Source organism: Nostoc sp., assembly GCF_036917975.1.
Taxonomy (GTDB): Bacteria; Cyanobacteriota; Cyanobacteriia; order Cyanobacteriales; family Nostocaceae; genus Nostoc.
The window spans coordinates 91319-109756 of record NZ_JBALEJ010000038.1 but is presented as its reverse complement, the minus strand read 5'-3'; the positions used below and the strand labels follow the sequence as shown (position 1 = coordinate 109756).

The window sequence follows — 18438 nt, the reverse complement described above, 5'->3', positions numbered from 1 at the left end:
AGGTCAATTGCAATCAGAACTTGAAAATACATCATCGCTCGCCAATGTGTTTCAATCCCTAATAGGGATTTAGGTCAATTGCAATTTAAAAAAGAAGCTTTGTAATACCTGTGTGGTAGTTTCAATCCCTAATAGGGATTTAGGTCAATTGCAATACTCTAATTCTTGTCCTTCGCGTTGAATTCCTTCTGTTTCAATCCCTAATAGGGATTTAGGTCAATTGCAATCATAGACTTAAACCCTGGCAGCAACAACTCTAATTCTCGTTTCAATCCCTAATAGGGATTTAGGTCAATTGCAATCTACCACCAAGGCTACCCTCAAACGAGATTTCACCGTTTCAATCCCTAATAGGGATTTAGGTCAATTGCAATCGCTGGAAGCTGAAAGCAATGCTGTATTTGGTTTTCAAGGTACGGTTGCGCGAGTAGGCAAATCATAACACAGAGAATAGTCATAGCATAAGATGCAAATCGCTGAAACGCAGTCCCTATAAGGTGCGCGGATGGTTTAAAGGTATGATTGCCCTCAAAGCCTTGTATAGATGGAGCGTACAGCCTTTTTTGCTCCTTCTCATTTTGTACACCTACCCATCCGCGCATAAGGCAAGGAAATTAGTCTAATTAGCGATCGCTACTACCATTAAAATAAGCGATCGCCTGACACTTGCATACCTTAATTTACCAAGTCAGGGAATACCTCTTGCACAGCCGGATGTACTAATTGATGATTCTGCACATTCACACCCTTAGCTAAGGCTGGGTTAACTTCCAGTGCCTTAATTCCCAAATTCGCTAACTGGACAACATAAGGTAATGTACTATTATTGAGTGCCTGAGTTGCTGTCCAAGGTACTGCACCTGGCATATTGGGAACGCCATAATGCACCACACCCTCTTCAACGTATACCGGATTTGTATGTGATGTGGGGTGTAAGGTTTCTATGCAGCCGCCTTGGTCAACAGCTACGTCAACTATTACTGAACCAGGACGCATTTGTTTGACCAATTCACGAGATACTAATATTGGCGCTCTACGTCCTAACACTAAAACTGCACCGATGAGCAAATCGGCTTCTTTGACTGCGGCTTCAATATGAGCAGAGTTGCTATAAATCAATTCGACTCTAGAGCCAAAGAGAGTTTCTAAGTAAGATAAGCGTTCAACACTCACATCTAAAATCTGCACGATCGCACCCACGCCCACAGCAATTTTAGCTGCTTCTGTGCCGACAACGCCGCCACCTAAAATTACTACTTTGCCCGGTTGCACTCCAGGAACACCGCCTAAAAGTACACCTCTACCACCTTGCTGACGTTCTAAGAATCTGGCTCCAAATTGTACTGCTAACCGACCGGCAATTACGCTCATGGGAGTGAGCAAGGGTAATCTGTTAGCGCCTGGTTGTTCTACGGTTTCGTAAGCGATCGCAGTTGTGCCACAATCAATTAAATGCTCTGTCAACTTGCGATCGGCTGCTAAGTGTAAATAAGTAAATAATATCTGCCCTTTCTGCAAAAAATTATACTCAGATGTCAGAGGCTCTTTAACTTTAACAACCAATTCCCGATTCCAAGCCGTTTCTGATGTGGGGACAATTTCGGCTCCAGCACTTCTGTAGTCATCATCGGAGAATCCAGCACCATTACCTGCTTGTGTCTGCACAAAGATGCTATGACCACTTTCTCGCAGCACCCGCACACTAGAAGGACTTAATCCTACCCGAAACTCTTGATCTTTATTTTCCTTAGGAACACCAATTTCCATATATCGCCTCTGATAATTTTTTTTGTTTAACTGTAGCCTGCCAATTTCAACCTTGCTACTTTCCTATTGGCGCTGACCTATTACAGATAGCTGCATTAGAGATCATTAATCTGTGTTCTAAGTTTCTCAATTAAATTTGAGTAGCCCCAAACTCTTATCCCAATACGGTTCAGTTAGCGCCAAAAACCCCTCAGATGCGTAGGTTAGGTGGAGGAACGAAACCCAACATTTTCGCGGGTTTGTTGGGTTTCACTTCGTTCCACCCAACCTACGATTATCCTTAACTGAACCGTATTGACTCTTATCCTTGACTATTGCCCCAGTATTTATACAATATATAAAGAATAGTAACGATTTATTAAAAGAGCGATTGTATAGCTCCCGACTAGGAAGCTTTTGCTGAATTTCTCAAGTCATCTTGGCATTCAAGCACTGCAATCGGTCTTATAAGCGACCAAGTGTAGGATAAAAACCCCCACTTTCCTCGACTTCTGCCAGAAGTCTGATATCAATTCCCGTTTGCCGAAAAAAGGTTTCTAAAAAAAATGACACAGACACAACCAACAATTACACCTAAACTAGAAGAGCCTAAGTTTGGCTTTAACGAATATGCCGAACGCTTGAATGGTCGAGCGGCAATGATTGGCTTCGCTTTGCTGCTGGTGATTGAATATACAAGCAATCAAGGGGTGTTATCATGGCTGGGTCTAAAGTAGTGCCATCAACAAGCACAATTTTGAAGTTGTAAGCTAGTGGTCTGTCAAGAACTAATTGACGGATAAGTTCTCTGTAGAGAAGGCGATTTATCGCGTCTCTCTAACCGCCAAAATGAATTTGACAGACCACTAGTACCGCAAGGCGGAATTCAAAATTCAAAATTAATACAGCGTAAGCGTTTCATTGATTTTGAATAGGTGGTTTATTTACGCCGTGCTGTACTAGATACTTTAATTAGACTTATTCATAAATAATTGCCCTAAAATGTAAGCAAGAGAGGAATCGAAATACCTATTTTTGATTTAAATATCATAGACTTGCAACTAGCTGATGCAAGGCGATTAATGAGTAAACTTCCTCCCCTACTAAAGAAAATCATAAATTAGTGTCTGCCTTGGATGAGAAAGGCAAATTACGGGTGAGGTATTCTTGGTAAATATACACAAAAGGTGAACAGGAACCAACCAAGCTGTGATGAATGCTGTATTACCTCGTTTTTTGAAGTCAACCTACCGAAAAGAGCCAATAATCAGTGTATTAATGACGATGGGCGTTATGGATGCTCTGATTGGCGGATTGAATGATAGCTGGTCGTTGTTTGCTTTTGGTTTGGGAACGGCAGGGATAGCGCTAGGCTTTAAGTTGTGGCGTTTCCAGCAGCGTCGTCCCTTACCAGAGGAACCTGTAGTGCAACATTATTTGCCCTCTCGTTCTTCTTCTAGTACGCCTTTACCAATGTTAAGCGTTTCTAAGAAAAAACCGCCTCTTTAAGGATGTGCAGAGTTATTAAGTAATAGCTCTGCAAAATTAATTTGGGTAACTGTATCTATAAAAGTGAGGAAAAACAGTGAGTAGTGAGGGAAGAGGTGGCGGTAATTTTCTGCGGCCGTATATTATCTTGGCATTTATGGCAGCTGTTGCCCTTCCAGTGACTATCTGGAAAGGGTTTTACATTCATCAGGCTCATGCTGCCATTGAAGTAACGCCAAACTCCCAAGCTACTAGCAACTTTGCTAATGCCCAATTGCTTTACACACTTAGAGGACATAACGGAACCGTCAAATCCCTCGCTTTCAGTCCAGATAGCAGAATTCTTGCGAGTGGAGGTGCAGAAAACGAGGGTATAATTCTTCTGTGGAATACAACAAACGGCAAAAAGTTAGGGGATATTAACAAAGCACACAAAGCCGCCATAGAATCTTTAGTGATTTCGCCAGATGGTCAAACCCTCGCTAGCTGTAGTGATGACAACACAATTAACCTCTGGAGCCTGAAAAATTTTAAATTTAGCCGCTCTTTTGTTGGACATACCAGTAACGTATTATCTTTAGCGGTGTCTCCTGATAGTAAAATTCTCATCAGTGGAGCTTTGGATGGGATTCGTCTCTGGGATTTGCTACAGCAGCGCCCTCTAGGGACTCTAGTCAGCTTTGATAATTTGATTTATACCGTGGCTATTAGTCCTGATGGGCAGACCTTGGCTAGTGGTGATAATAAGGGTGTAATCAAGCTGTGGAATTTGAGTACTGGTAAATTAATCCGTGAATCAGTAGCTCATTCTAATGCTGTTAGCGCTGTTATCTTTACGCCAGATGGAGAAACATTAGTTAGTGCTAGCCGCGATCGCACCATAAAACAGTGGAATATTAATACTGGAGAATTAGTCCGCACCTTCACAGGACATAATAACTGGGTAAATGCGATCGCCATTAATCCCGATGGACAAACCCTTGCTAGTGCCGGCAGAGACGGGATTAAATTGTGGAATTTAACTACAGGCGAGTTAATAAATACCCTGAGTGGACATACAGACTGGGTAAGTGCGATCGCTTTTAGTCCAAATGGTAAAATTCTTGCCAGTGGTGGATTTGATCGACAAATCAAGATTTGGGGGATTCCAATAAAACGTAAATAATTGCGAACACCAGATACCCGACTTCTTAAAGAATTTGAGGAACTGAATGCCGTGTGGTGGAAAATGCGTAGTTTACCGCCGTAAGCATCGCGTTATAGTAGTACAAAGCTGATAAATATTATGAATATTGAGCAAGCAGTTTTGGAAAAATTGCGCCAACTACCTATAGATAGACAGCAAGAGTTATTGAATTTTGCAGAGTTTTTGTATCAAAAAAATACTCCTAAAACTCCCTTACATAGCGTCAAAGGGTTATGTGCTGATTTAGCATCAGAATTCAGAATTCAGAATACTCTACCCATAAAGGGATAGAGTTTTAAGGCGAGAATATTTTAATTTTTTTCGCCTACCAGGGGCGAGGTTTTAACCAATATTCATTACCCACTCATACAGAATTCATACTGAATTCTGACCGGAGGCGGAGCGTCTCCGGCTCCGCTCCTGAGTTCTGAATTCTTCTTATAAAAAAATACTCAACTACTTCGTGGGCATCTTGCCTGCCCATATACAAAGGCGGGCAAGATGCCCACCCTACAAGATTGGGTAATTTATTTGTAGGAAGTCCCTAGCGTGTCGCAGACAAGATTTGTTTGCGCCAGGAGAGAAGAGCATCTCTCAGTTTTAGTGATTACCGTTCAGGTTTCTAGCCTGATAGTGATTTTTAGATTGTTGGCTAAAATTTGGTCTTGCCTTTTTATAGTTGTTATAGTAAACAATCAATCAAGGATCAGATCAAATTTTGCCAAAACAAGCCAAAATCAATGATGGTCGCAACCAAGAGCGATGTCTACGACGGGCTACACCTACCCCAAATGTTGCATAACTGTGAATACTTGATGAAAATAGAGCCGAGCTAATATCTAATCCAGGAAATTACTGTAAGTATAAACATAGGGAATTTCAAATCATCTATGCAGCTACTTGCCCTCTAGAACGGAACAAATTCTGAACTTAGACAATCTTAGAAATGGTCATCGTCAGTAAATGCACTCAGGTAAAAATCACTATCTTGGCTTAAGCAAAGGTTTGTAGCGCTGAAGCGCAATTTCAAACATTAGATAACTTGCTACTTAAATAATGTTTAATTTTCCCGAACTGCTTTTGATCCCCATTTCGATAGAATGACTAGGCAGAACCCTAAAACTAAAAACCGCTTTTGACTGCGACACCCATGAATGAACTGAACAATGGTTTTACGCTATTTCTAAGTCTGCTAGTCGAGGCGATGCCTTTTTTGCTTCTTGGGGTTTTATTCTCCAGTTTGCTGCTGTTTTTTGTTGATGAGCGCAAACTCGTAGAAAAAATGCCCACAAATCCGCTATTGGGTGCTTTAGTTGGCAGCATGATCGGCTTTTTATTTCCGGTGTGTGAGTGCGGGAATGTACCGGTAGCGCGGCGGTTCCTGATTCAGGGAGTACCCACACCAGTGGCAATTGGTTTTTTGCTAGCAGCACCAACAATTAACCCAATTGTAATTTGGTCAACTTGGACAGCATTTCGAGATCAGCCAGAAATAGTAGTCTTACGAGTCGTGTTTTCTCTAGCAATTGCCACAATTATCGGGTATGTTTTCAGTTTTCAAAAGGACTTAAATCCGATAATTCAGCCTGCGATCGCTCGTTATATGAAGTTTAACCCACCAGCACCGCCTGAAACCAAGCGCCGTGGTAAGCGTTACCAAGCACAAGAGGAAGCAACAATACCGAATATCTTACAATCTGGGACTTATATCTTAGGAGGAAAAGCAGGTACACCACTGCGGATAGATGCTAATTTAGTACCGCCTACCTCAGCGTCTACTACCAATAAACCCTTGGCAGCGAAACTGCGTCTAGTGGTGGATAATAGCATCCAAGAATTCCGAGAACTCGGCGGCGTCATGGTTGTAGGAAGTGCGATCGCGGCTGCCATTCAAGTCCTCGCTCCCCGTGAATTAATTCTCAGTTTGGGTGCTGGCCCCATTATCTCAATTGTGGTAATGCTGATATTAGCAGTAGTGGTGTCAATTTGTTCTACAGTTGATTCTTTCTTCGCCCTATCTTTTGCCTCAACCTTTAGCAGTGGTTCATTGTTGGCATTTCTAGTGTTTGGGCCAATGATTGACATCAAAGGTATTGGTTTGATGTTATCCATTTTTAAACCCAAAACGGTCTTTTACTTATTTGCGTTAGCAGCACAATTAACATTTGTGTTCACCCTTTTCCTGAACTTGCACGTCTTTTAAAAAATTATTTGTCATTTGTCCTTTGCTAATGACCAATGACTAATGACCAATGACTAATGACTAATGACTAACAAAACCCCCAAATCTAAAATCCCAAATCTGTTACTCCCTTGGCTGGATGCTATAGCAATTACAGCTTGGGGCACTTTGATGTTGAGATATTGGTTAACTAACAAGCTGAACCTGTTGATTCACCCAAATTACATTTGGTTCGTGGTCGTGACTGGTATCAGCTTGATTATTATTGGTTTCTTCAAGATGCAGGAACTTTGGCAACATCGTCGCCGTGATGTGACACCAAACACCCCGCATATTAGTTTATTTCCCCCAGGTTGGGGCAGTACTTTATTGTTGACTACGGCGATTCTAGGTTTTATCATTACACCGCAAGTTTTTGCTAGTGACAAAGCACTCCAAAGAGGTATAACGACTGATTCATTGGGAAGCACACGTGTTAAACCCCAAGCCTTTCGCGCTACCGTTCGCCCAGAGGAGCGATCGCTTGTAGATTGGGTGCGTACTGTCAATGTCTATCCAGAGCCAGATACATATACAGGACAAAAAGTCAAAGTACAGGGGTTTGTCATCCACCCGCCAGATATAGGAAAAGAATATTTGTTCTTAGCACGATTTGTCTTAACTTGCTGTGCAGCAGATGCTTACCCTGTGGGATTGCCCGTCAAACTACAAAATAATCAAGAGGCTTATGCCGCCGATACCTGGCTGGAAGTCGAAGGACAAATGGTGACAGAAAATTTGTCAGGTAAACGCCAACTTACCATTGCTGCCACCTCCCTCAAAAATATTCCTCAACCCCAAAATCCTTATAGTTATTAGTTATTTGTTGATGACAAATGACAAATGACAAATGACAAATGACTAATAACCAATGACTAAATCTAAAATATTTATTCAACCACTAGATCGGATTGCGATCGCACTAATGCTACTGCTGAGTGTGCTGATTGGGTTAATCATCTTGCAAGGTGATGTGGTAACTGCTCGTGTCCGGGATTTTACCTGGCAAAATCAACAAATTGGGGCAGAAGATAACTCTTTCACCCTCACCTTCAGCCGCCCAATGGAAATCAAAAGCGTCGAGGATAACTTGAAAATTGAGCCACCCCTCGCAGGTAAATTCAGTTGGGCTGGGCGGCGGATGGTTTATACACTGGTAGCACCAGCACCTTATGGCACGAATTATAAAGTGCAGTTACAAGGAGCCAAAGATAAGTTTGCCCTGCAAGAGGGCAACAATCGGCTGATACAACCCTTTACAGGTAGCTTTCGTACACGCGATCGCGTTATCCTTTACATCGGCACTGATAAAGAAGAAAAAGGGCGGTTAGTTCTTTACAACTTGACCCAAGAACAAAAAAGGGTACTTACCCCTAAAGACTTGGTAGTAATAGACTTTGAATCATTTCCTGATGGGGAGAAAATTTTATTTTCTGCTCGCGCCGCAAACAATCAAGACTTACTTTCAGCCCAAATATATACAGTAACAACCGGCGTTTCTGCTAAATCTGGACAAAAAGCAGAACCAGAAGGCAAAGTTGACCTGATTTTAGATAATAAAGATTATCAAAACCTGAAATTTGACTTATCACCCGATGGGCAAACTATTGTCATCCAACGGGGAAACAAAAATAATCCTGGCGACTTTGGACTCTGGTTTATGCCAGCAACCAGTGACGCTTCCGCAAAAAAACCCGTCCCGCAACGCCTCAAAAGCCAACCAGGGGGAGACTTTATGATCACGCCAGATAGTAAAGCCGTTGCAGTTGCCCAAGGACAGGGAGCAGCGATTTTACCACTGCAAGGTGATGCAAGTAAACCTTTAGATTTTCTGCCGCAGTTTGGTTTGGTACAGGCTTTCTCTAAAGATGGCTCTCAAGCAGCAATGGTAAGGTTTAATACAGATTACACGCGAGATTTGTTTTTAGTGACAAACCAGGGTGTGCAGAAACAACTAGTAAAAACAACAGGCTCAATTGTCAGTTGCCAATTTGACATCGCCTCACCCACCCTCTATTGTTTGCTGACACAGCTAGTATCCAAGGAACAATACATAGAACAACCTTATGTGGTGGCAATTGATCTGAAAACCGGACAACAGAAACCACTATTAGTACTGCCTCCCGCCCAACGGAATGTGCAAATGAGTTTATCTGCCGACGGTTTGGGCTTGTTATTTGACCAAGTAGTACCGCAGACAAACACCACAGCATCATTACCCCCAAACACTTTAAAAACTGATGATGGAGATACGATCGCTACCAGTAGCCTGTGGTTAATGCCTCTATTACCCATCGCTGATGCTACGACTGTTGAAATTAAACCAGAACAACTCCCCTTAGCTGGGTTTCATCCCCGATGGCTACCTTGAGAGCATAATTCGTAAGGAACGTGGATTAAATTAAGATGCAAAACTTCATCCTGTCTCTAGCTTCCCTCTCCTTTATAAGGAGAGGGATTGAGGGTGAGGTAAACCAGGGACATAAATTGTAAGTAAGTCGGTGCTAATATTTCCAGCTATGTTAAGGAATTTTAATGTAGGGTGTGTTGTCGCAAAGCGCAACGCACCGTCAACAATCTCAGGTGCGTTAGCCTACGGCATAACACACCCTACAGCTACCTTGAGAAAATAAGAGGCAATATCTAGCCTATCAACATTGGGATGAGGATTAATACTGTTGATTTTGACAACTTCAACTTTAAAAATACTCATATCTCACCTCTTTGAAAAATATCCGAATTACAAACTAGTAATTATTTGTTGATAATTTGTCCAAGCTTCCCAAAAAATATAAATTGATAGTATTCCTAGAAAAATACGCAGCACTAAACTCACAGTATAATCTGGTAGTTTTGGCAACGTGCGAGTACTCATCTGAACGCCTAAAAGACCACCAAAGCCTAAAACTATACCTTGAGCAAACAGAATATTTCCCTCTAATGTGTGTCCTGTGCAGGCAGCTAAACCAGTTATGACAATCACACCTAAACTAGTTTGAATTGCTACTTTAATTTCTTCTCCCAATAGCAACATTTGCAACGGCACCATAATCGTACCGCCACCTAAGCCAAATAAACCTGCTAAAATTCCTGCTGCTCCCCCAGTGCCAATTTTAGAAACTAATGGGTTAAATACTGGGGCTGTATTCTCTATTTCTTTAAAGGCTAGTTGCTTACGAAGCTCAATCAGATAGATATTAGTGAGTAGTATAATGCCAAATGTAAAGAGTATTATATAGGATGGAATTTTATTGGCAAAATATACACCTATTCCAGTAGTTAGAAAAGCTGGAATTCCTAAATAGATTACTCGTTTAAAGTCAAAGTAGCCCATCCACAAATTTTGCAAACTTCCAGAAATTGAAGTAATCACAATAGCAAGGCTACTAGTAGCGATCGCCTGAACGGGAGTATAACCTAGTGTGACTAAAAGAGGAATCGTGATAATACCGCCACCTATTCCTAAAAGTCCAGCTATGACTCCCGATATTAAACCCCCACTCACTAAAATCAACCAACTAAAATCAATCATAAATAATTCTTTTTCTAGACAACTGATAGTGCTGAATAGGCATTAGACATCTCCAGAAATTAAATATGCGTTACCCATAACCCTTGTAGAGACGTAGCAGTGCTACGTCTCTACATTCTTTTTCGGAGATGTCTATTGGGAATTGGGCATGGTTATTAATTATTCTCTTTGTCCCCTTGTCCTCCTCATCCCCGTACCATCACCGGATGATTAACAACGCCTCCGTAGAGCAATCCAGAATCATTCCACGGAACTGTAATCGGTTGTGTATTACCTAAATTGTCTGTAGCACGAGCCTGGAGAAAATATTCCCCAGGAAGTGGGTTCCATTCAATGTCCCACCGTACCCATGCAAATGGAAAATTGGGTTCTCTCAGTCGTGCAAATTGCCAAGTTTTGCCGCCATCTAGGCTGACTTCTACACGTGCAATCTTTCCTTTCCCAGACCAAGAACGTCCACGCAGTAAGTGGGTTTTAGCCGAAAGCGTAGCTGGCCAAGCCAACTCAAAAGCACTCTTAACATTTTGGTAGGTAATCAGCTTACCTTTATATGGTGCGATCGCTGGATAGTCTGCACCAACCAGCACCATCTGTTCTGTCACCCACTGGGTATATATCGGTGTTTCAGAAACTTCAATCCGCTCAATCCATTTAACGTTGGCGTTTCCTCCCCAACCAGGAAATAAGACACGGCACGGCTGACCATGATCTGGGGGTAATGGTTCTCCATTCATTGCATAGACAACGAGCGAATTATCTGCTAATGCTTTGCTAATTGGAACTACACTGCTGAACTTGGATTTATTTGTCTCTTTTGAGTCCAGCGAATCTACATCTGCACCCTCAACGAGTACATCTTTTGCTGTGGATTTCAATCCAGCCCGCTCTAATAACATACCAAGTGGTACACCAGTCCACTCAGCCACACCAATCGCCCCAAGCCTCCAACGTGTTCCAGGAAGTGGTGTGTTGTAAGCTTCTTCAAAGAACCGCCGACCATTAGCAGCACACTCAATAGCACAAGTGACTGAGACGGATGGCATGGCAATGATTTCATCGTAAGTAAACTCGCAAGGTGCAGAAACGCCAGTTCCATGAATTTGCAAACGCCATGTAGACGGGTCAAAAGGGGGAGGTGTACTGCGGTTGTGAACATAAAACCAATCGTTTGGTACTAAATAACCACGTCCATACATCGCTTCCCAGTTCATCTCTAATGTGCCTTTGCTATGAGAGATATACCCTGGTGGTAATGGCTTAAGTATTTTGCTCCCTTTAGTTTTAACAGCTGTCTGACTGTGAGCAGATGAAGGTTTAGCTAATCCCCCAATGGCTGTTGCGCCAACCATAGTAGCTAGTATTTTCAGAAAACGCTGGCGCGAAATACCCGCATCTGTACTTTTTTGCCAGATGCACTGCTCAACCCGTTTCTGTACATAATCCTCTTGGTCAAAGAGGTTTTCATCGCTCAAGCTATTACCCCCTTTCAATTCGTAATTCGTAATTCGTAATTCGTAATTTAAGATACACACAATAAGGCTTGATGAAGGAGCAAGGGAGATGAATTAATAACCAATGCCCAATGCCCCATGCCCAATATCCTAAAAAACTAGCTATTTATCGCTGTCCAAACACCAGTTATCTGATCTTGTGTGTAGTTGGGTAAATAGTGAGCAAATCCGTTTTTAGCTATTTGAGCGATCGCATTTATAAAGCGATCGCAGTCTTCTAATGTATTATATACAGCAAAGCTGGCTCGGATAATACTAGGAATGTTGCGCGTAATTCCTCTGTCTACTTCCTGAGCAATTTCGGAGTCTTGTTCGTCTGAAACATTCTTGAGTTTGCGAATGTATTCATAAGTACAGAAAGCCCCAGCCCGAACGCCAATACCGTATTCTTGTGCCAGAATCTCTGCTACTAAGCGTCCGTCAAACCCATCAATATCGAAGGGAATAACATGGGCTAAATTATCTTCGGGAATATGTATTTTTACACCAGTAATCATCTCCAGCCGTGTATATGTGAATTCAACTAAACAGTGTTCATATTGAGCAATGCGATCGCGTCCTACTGCTTCGATAATTTCAATCGCTTTGGCAATGGCGATCGCACCCATTGCGTTTGGTGTTCCAGGATCGTGGGCCCGTTCTGTATAAAAACGCTTGATCTCTAGATTTCTGGTGATATAAGGCAGGTTTCCACCGCCGATTTGATAAGGGTAGGAGCTATCAAAAAATTCCTTTGGCCCTAGCAAAACCCCGGTTCCATAAGGCGCATACATCTTGTGTCCAGAGAAAGCCACAAAATCTAAATGACATGGGTCATCATCAGCACGCATATCTACTCGTTCATGCTGAATTAACTGACACACATCAGCAAATATCTTTGCGCCATACCGATGTGCTAAAGCTGCAATCTCGTAAATCGGAGGTCTATAACCTGTAATTGTCGAAGCACCTGTAATAGTTACTAACTTAATTTGCTCGGCTTCGGGGAGATTTTGGTGGGCTTTGAAGATATCTTCAATTTCTGCAACACTTACACTTCCATCCGGCTGAGTTCTATACTGCACAACTTCGTCTCTAGTCACCCAAGGCAGTAGGTTGGATGAATGCTCAATATCAGAAACTAAGATTTTCCCCGGTTTTTTTGCCCAAAGTGTCGCGGCTCCATTAATTGCTTCTGTTGTATTCTTCGCAAAGATTACATAGTTGTCTGAAGATGACCCTACAAAGTCTCGAATGATGTTTCGGCTAACGTCATATTCTCGTGTAGTGATGATGGACTTTTGCCCAGAACCTCGATGCACGCTGCCATAACCGTCAAGCATTTCATCGACATGCTGCTTGACGGTTGCAAAAGGAGTGGTTGTAGCTCCATTATCCAAGTTTACGTACTTGACATAGTTTCCGTTGAGAGTTTTAACCTTGAAAGATAGAGACTCTTCTGTAAATAACGGTCTGATTTCTTTGTCCCAAAAACTGTCAAAATTTTCTGACAACAGCGATAGTTTGGCAGCTTCTTGCTTGATATTTGCACCCATTGTAAGTATATCGGTCATCTTTAGCACCCCTATTTTAAAATTGAATTTTTTGGACAAGCCTAACTGCCATAACGCTTTATTTCACGCCCAAATCATCTCAATGGCAGTAATAATAGTCTTTATAACTTCTTTATAACTACTTTATTACTAGTGGAAAACTCGGTTATATAAATTATTCTTTAACAAAAGGATTAAAAAGTGTATCCATATTAATACTTAATTATAGTATTTTTACTGTTAGCGAAAATACAATGTAAATAATGTTATTAAGTAGTTAAGTATACTTTAAATGATTTTCTTGTAGTCATTAAAGAAACTTGACGCATTGAAGGCAAGTTGAGAGAAAAACCTCTCACGAACTAAGCCGATAATTGCTTACTAGAACTGCATTTACCCAGATAAAAGCCAGTACTAAGTTGAGATTACTCTTTAAAAAAGTTTCATTAATACACTTAGGTGTATTATTACTTCTTCAATAACTCTTTATAAGTATTTATTCGTGGTCAGCAGAATTTTTTAACATTATCGCGTCTCGAAAACCCAAAATTGTTGCCAGTAGCCCTTAACCCAAGCGTATTATTACAGAATCATCATTAAATAAAAGATACTGGTACTGTGATGTATCCTAAGTATTGAAGAATTCAGAAGTCAGAATAAATCAGTCGGGGATTCAGACCGGCGCAGGAATTGTTGCACCACCAAATTGAAAATTTGGTGGGGGTGCAAAAACGCCGATTATTCAGACGCTCGAAGACTCGCTCTAAGCGAAGCCATGCCGTTGGCGGAGCCTCTCGTAGAGAAGGCTTTACGCTGCGCTATCCGCCAGTCGTACAGAAAACATTGCTGAATTCTGACCGGAGGCGGAGCGTCTCCGGCTCCGCTCCTGACTCCTGAATTCTGTTCGATAAATAAGCCAGCATGTGAATGTATTTAAAAACACATTTATTATTTGTCTCTAAAGACAGATGCGGTTTTAAATAATAAAGTGTAGGTTTAGGCAGTTTTTTCACATAGAAAAACTTCATCAGCCAATATAATTTAGTTCTTAACTATCGGGTTTCTCCTCTCTCTTGCCTGTTCTCAAAGATCGCCGGAGTTCCCCTTCTGCCTACTATCCTTGACGGGAAAGAGCATCATAGTGTTATAACGGCATCAGTCTAGATACAAAATGGGGAACACCAATTGATAATTAATTGCTGGTGCTTGGAGAGAGTTAAACTTAGCTTCTAGAGCAAACCCTGATTAGACAGAGTTGATAAGCAATGCTAATGCCAGCACTGCTGAATATTTTTAAGCAGGTGAGTCAAGAGTGATGAATGAAGCTAACACCTCAAATAAGGGGGCTGTGATGGAATCCCTAAATTCTGCTAATTCGCCACAATCAGAACAGGCGAGTTGTCCCTTTTACTCAGTTGTGCCTAATGACAATATGGCAGTTAAAAAGCTGCCACTCCTCATGCCAGCTGAAGATACACAATTTTCACAAGATACCACCCAGCAGGACTGGGTTGCAGAGCCGGAAAGCGGCAAACAAGCACTTATTGACTCGGAGTTTCAAAACCTGCTGGCATTGAACGAAGAATTACGTGCGGCTAACAATAAATTGTATGAACAAGTGGAGCAGCTAAAAGATAACCTAGCTGAGTCAGAAAAGGTTTTGCAGTGGCAAAAAACGCGCTCCAGCGTTAGTGAGTCGATGCTCAACCAACATACTCAGGAACTCGCTGCCGCTCAAGAACAGATAAAATCTCTATTTCAACAATTAGAAACCGCTGTACAAACTATTCAGCGCCAGGAAATTTTTACTGATACTTATAAAGCACAGTTGCAAATTAGCCAACAACGCCTTGCCCAGTTAGAGCGAGAATGTACGTTGCTACACACTAGCAACAACGAACAGTCTGAGCAGCTATTGCAGTCAGAAAATGTTTGTCGGGAATTACGTACTAGACTGATGCGACAACAACGCCAAACGCTGCAATTTAAAGCAGCTTTAGAAAAATGTCTAGATACATCGGTTCCTAGCTATGACTCCCTAGAGGATGCGGCAAAACATCCTAAAGACATAACTAGTAGCCAAGGAAGATTCTCCAGAAAAGCTCGGTCTTTGTTTCCTAACGCACAGCCAATTACACCTTGGTCAGCAGAAGCAGAATCCTTGAATAACGATCCAGATAATTCTTGGGGCGAACCTTCAGCACCAATCCCATTCCAAAGAAATGAAGTCCCACCAACGCCTTCATCTCCTTGGAACTGGACAGTTAAGAAAGACACGCCAACACCAACGCAACCAGAGTCATCTCCAAAAGTTAATGATTCCCCAAATACAGAGGAAGCTGTTTCATCTTCGGGTTCATCAAATTTAGATCAGCAATTAGATAGTCTAATTCAAATGTTTTTCACCTCCCAGCCTGCATCTGCATCACCACCACCTGCTGCGAAAACGGATGTAGGTGATGCGCCTATCTGGGAGACTTTAGCAACAATCTTAGAAGACGATGAGGAACTAGAAAATCCCCAAAAGGAGCCGGTAGAAGAAGAAAATAATCCTCCTGCAACTACCCCTACTTCTTGGACGACGGATTCTGTGCTTTCACCAGCTAACAGCTTACTGGTTCCCTCTACTCCAACTCACACCGAAACGCCTGTTGGAGAAGCTGAAGACTACTGGTCAGAAGTTTCACAATTGACGAATTTGGAATTGTCAACAACTGATTTGTCCCCAGAGTCATCAAGTGATAACACTAATGATGCCAATTCACCTTCACCAGTGGTTTATCCCCAGCGTCCACCCAAGGGACGTAAGTCATTGGCATCTGTAGAACTACCGAATTTTCGCTCCAAGAGTTAAGAGTGCTGAGTGCTGAGTTTGGAGTAATAAAGTGATTAGTAATTAGTGACCAATGACCAATGACTAATGACTAATTCTTGCTTCTGACTTCGGAATTATGGCTTCTGGGTTGGTTTTTGCGACTTGACTGCGCGATCGCGGTTTGCCTGTGGCGATCGCATAATTAATCGCCAATAGCCGTAGCCACAAGCCTGGATTCCGGGGTTCTAGCCAAAAACCTACCCGATTCAAGAAGCGCTCAAACCACGGACTCAGCAAAGCGCTAACTAGGGCATGACGACCAAAGTTGAAATAACTACCAAGCCATCGCACTAAATCTCTAGGGCCAGCAAGTTCCCAAATCCATAAAAGTAAGGCAGGATTTTTACTGGCGGCTTTCAGTGCTAGGCGGTTAAAGGTTAACCAATCACACTTATCTTTGATGAAATTATCTGCCACCTCTAGTGGTTCGTCTGTTAACAGTCCAAAAAAGGTGTTGAGCATGGCGTTAATTCGTTGCGGGGGTAAAAATTTCCCTGTGGGTACCATCATGCCTTTGGAAAATAGCCAAGTCACGGAAACGTTGCTTTGGTAAGCGCGAATTTGGTTTAAGTGTCGGAAACTTAACAAGTCATGTTTGAGAGCAATATCCAACAGTGTTGTTAAACGCTCTAAGTTGCGAACTAGGGAACCAAAACCAGTGAATACGAGGGGAGATTGCAGTGATGCCGCATCACCGATCGCTATCAATCGATCGAAGGCAACTGTGCGATCGCTACTTCCGATACTAAAATGCCCCGGTATATACCCAAATGTCGGTTTCTTCCACACCAATTTATCCATGTCGCACCTGCGATACTCTGGCAAAATCGTGAAAAAGTCCTCGTACATCTCTAGCAAGGAACCGGGATTTTCGGCATTGACTTGGTGGTAATGAAATAAATAAATCGTCAGTTCATCACCTGCTCCAGGAAACAATTCCCAAATCAACTGCCTTCCCCGCGAAATATCCCCATGACTGTAAAGAACGTCTCCATATTGGGAATCCCATACTCCTGGCTCAAATCCGCTCTCAATTGCCGCTCCCACTGTCGGACAGACACTATCAAAAGCACGACCACCATTTAATTGCCAAGCAATGGGTGATGCAGTTCCCATTGCATCGATTAGCAGTCGTCCACTTACTTGTTTTTCAATCTGACTGGGTAAATGCTTGACTTTCAAAATGACTTGTGATATATCAATATCTGCACGGATAAACTCTGTTTCATCCCAGATTTCGCCACCTGCGGCTTGCAGCTTTTGCCCACACATTTGGAGCCATTTTTCGGAATCCAAGCCTAAATTTAGGACTGTGGGTGTGTGGAGGACGGGCGATCGCAGTTTGGCTGGATTATTAGCATCAAAAAACTTATTGAATCCATCTTTGTATTCCCTGGCAATGATGGTTTCTAACTCAGCGGGGGTGACTAAACCCAGGTTAACCAAGCTTTGAATCTCATCGCGCGAAATATTCCATTCTCGGTTCATCTTCCCAAAGGGCATTCGTTCCACCAGCAAGACTTTATATCCCAGTTTTGCCATCAGTGCTGCATGAATCGCACCTAATGCGCCGCCGATATAAATGATGTCGTACTGGGGATTAGGGACTGGCGATTGGGTATTGGGATGATCTTTTCCCCAGTCCCCAGTCCCCAGTCCCCAGTCCCCTTTACCAGAAAACACAACTTGACGCGGCTGCTGCGGATTCCGTACCCCTTCGCGCCATCGTTGTTCCCACCAATAGGCACGTGTGAGGTCATATTCACCGTTGGGCATTTTCTGAAAATACTTGACGGTGAGGGGGTAAGCAGAGGCTAGCGCGGCAAAAATCGATTGCTGGGATAAATCAATCGCTGGCGGTTCTGGGTAATGATGCGGAAAACGGCTTCTGATTTCTTTGGTTAGGTGTCGCAGAATTTGTCCCTCTCCGGGAAAGGGTTGTTCTGCCCAACGAAACACTTTCAGATAGGTAGTTCGTTGCACTGACCAGACAAATACCGAAAGTTCCGCAGGCAAGTTTTCGGAAAGAGCCGTGCCAGCAGGTGTAGTAGCACTAGGTATTTTGAGGCGAAAGCCTTCTGAGGTAAGCAATTTTTCCCCATTTCCAGGTTCAAAATCTGTTTGTAGCCAGCTACGCACAGTTGCCATATCTGGAGTTGGAATTTCTAAATAAAGGATTTCTCTCATCGTTTCCTGACATCTCCGATCAATCTACTCACTAAGACAGATTTTCTTCAGGCACAAAGTAAGGTAAACTCCGCCCTATTGGTTTGGTAAAGATTCAGTGAAGAAATTTTAAGAATTTGTTGAATTTATTGTTCATTTTGTATTTCTGTAAACCCACGCC

At 42.4% G+C, this 18438-nt stretch carries 13 protein-coding genes and 1 CRISPR repeat array (1 of these 14 running past the window's edge); of the genes, 8 read left to right on the top strand and 5 right to left on the bottom strand.

Going from position 1 to position 18438, the window contains the following annotated elements; all coding sequences use genetic code 11:
* Positions 1-374: direct repeats of the CRISPR family, unit length 37 nt; unit sequence GTTTCAATCCCTAATAGGGATTTAGGTCAATTGCAAT (it extends 1351 nt beyond the left edge of the window).
* 301 nt (positions 375-675) lie between these two features.
* On the bottom strand, positions 676-1767 hold the full coding sequence (gene ald, locus V7K76_RS17255) for an alanine dehydrogenase (protein ID WP_334775517.1): 1092 nt from the start codon (positions 1765-1767) through the stop codon (positions 676-678).
* A 545-nt stretch (positions 1768-2312) separates the two neighbouring features.
* Between ald and V7K76_RS17250 the strand changes: the two genes are divergently transcribed.
* The 7 genes from V7K76_RS17250 to V7K76_RS17220 all read left to right on the top strand — a co-directional run bounded on the left by V7K76_RS17250 (position 2313) and on the right by V7K76_RS17220 (position 9012).
* A complete protein-coding gene (locus V7K76_RS17250) occupies positions 2313-2483 on the top strand; it encodes a hypothetical protein (RefSeq protein ID WP_334708678.1) in 171 nt (56 codons plus the stop codon).
* A gap of 475 nt (positions 2484-2958) precedes the next feature.
* The gene (locus V7K76_RS17245; protein WP_179068451.1) at positions 2959-3255 is read left to right on the top strand and encodes a hypothetical protein; all 297 of its coding nucleotides are present in this window, start codon (positions 2959-2961) and stop codon (positions 3253-3255) included.
* 136 nt (positions 3256-3391) lie between these two features.
* Positions 3392-4399 carry a WD40 repeat domain-containing protein gene (locus V7K76_RS17240; protein ID WP_442936230.1) on the top strand — a complete coding sequence of 336 codons (1008 nt, stop codon included), beginning with the start codon at positions 3392-3394 and terminating at the stop codon, positions 4397-4399.
* A 120-nt stretch (positions 4400-4519) separates the two neighbouring features.
* On the top strand, positions 4520-4711 hold the full coding sequence (locus tag V7K76_RS17235; RefSeq protein WP_334775515.1) for a DUF2281 domain-containing protein: 192 nt from the start codon (positions 4520-4522) through the stop codon (positions 4709-4711).
* Positions 4712-5570: 859 nt separating this feature from the next.
* The gene (locus V7K76_RS17230; RefSeq protein WP_334775514.1) at positions 5571-6623 is read left to right on the top strand and encodes a permease; all 1053 of its coding nucleotides are present in this window, start codon (positions 5571-5573) and stop codon (positions 6621-6623) included.
* Positions 6624-6686: 63 nt separating this feature from the next.
* The gene (locus V7K76_RS17225) at positions 6687-7460 is read left to right on the top strand and encodes a TIGR03943 family putative permease subunit (protein WP_334775513.1); all 774 of its coding nucleotides are present in this window, start codon (positions 6687-6689) and stop codon (positions 7458-7460) included.
* 52 nt (positions 7461-7512) lie between these two features.
* A complete protein-coding gene (locus V7K76_RS17220) occupies positions 7513-9012 on the top strand; it encodes an Ig-like domain-containing protein (protein ID WP_334775512.1) in 1500 nt (499 codons plus the stop codon).
* A 369-nt stretch (positions 9013-9381) separates the two neighbouring features.
* Here V7K76_RS17220 and V7K76_RS17215 read toward each other — a convergent pair whose 3' ends face one another.
* From V7K76_RS17215 to V7K76_RS17205, 3 genes are all read right to left on the bottom strand, one after another.
* A complete protein-coding gene (locus tag V7K76_RS17215; RefSeq protein ID WP_334775511.1) occupies positions 9382-10173 on the bottom strand; it encodes a sulfite exporter TauE/SafE family protein in 792 nt (263 codons plus the stop codon).
* A gap of 185 nt (positions 10174-10358) precedes the next feature.
* Positions 10359-11645, bottom strand: a complete 1287-nt coding sequence (locus V7K76_RS17210) for a sulfite oxidase (protein WP_334775510.1) — start codon at positions 11643-11645, stop codon at positions 10359-10361.
* A gap of 137 nt (positions 11646-11782) precedes the next feature.
* Positions 11783-13237: an aminotransferase class V-fold PLP-dependent enzyme gene (locus V7K76_RS17205; protein ID WP_334775509.1), complete on the bottom strand. Its 1455-nt coding sequence runs from the start codon at positions 13235-13237 to the stop codon at positions 11783-11785.
* A 1294-nt stretch (positions 13238-14531) separates the two neighbouring features.
* Between V7K76_RS17205 and V7K76_RS17200 the strand changes: the two genes are divergently transcribed.
* On the top strand, positions 14532-16070 hold the full coding sequence (locus V7K76_RS17200; RefSeq protein ID WP_334775508.1) for a hypothetical protein: 1539 nt from the start codon (positions 14532-14534) through the stop codon (positions 16068-16070).
* A 63-nt stretch (positions 16071-16133) separates the two neighbouring features.
* Here the strand turns inward: V7K76_RS17200 and V7K76_RS17195 are convergent, their stop codons facing one another.
* The gene (locus tag V7K76_RS17195; RefSeq protein ID WP_334775507.1) at positions 16134-18278 is read right to left on the bottom strand and encodes an NAD(P)/FAD-dependent oxidoreductase; all 2145 of its coding nucleotides are present in this window, start codon (positions 18276-18278) and stop codon (positions 16134-16136) included.
* Positions 18279-18438 lie beyond the last annotated feature (160 nt).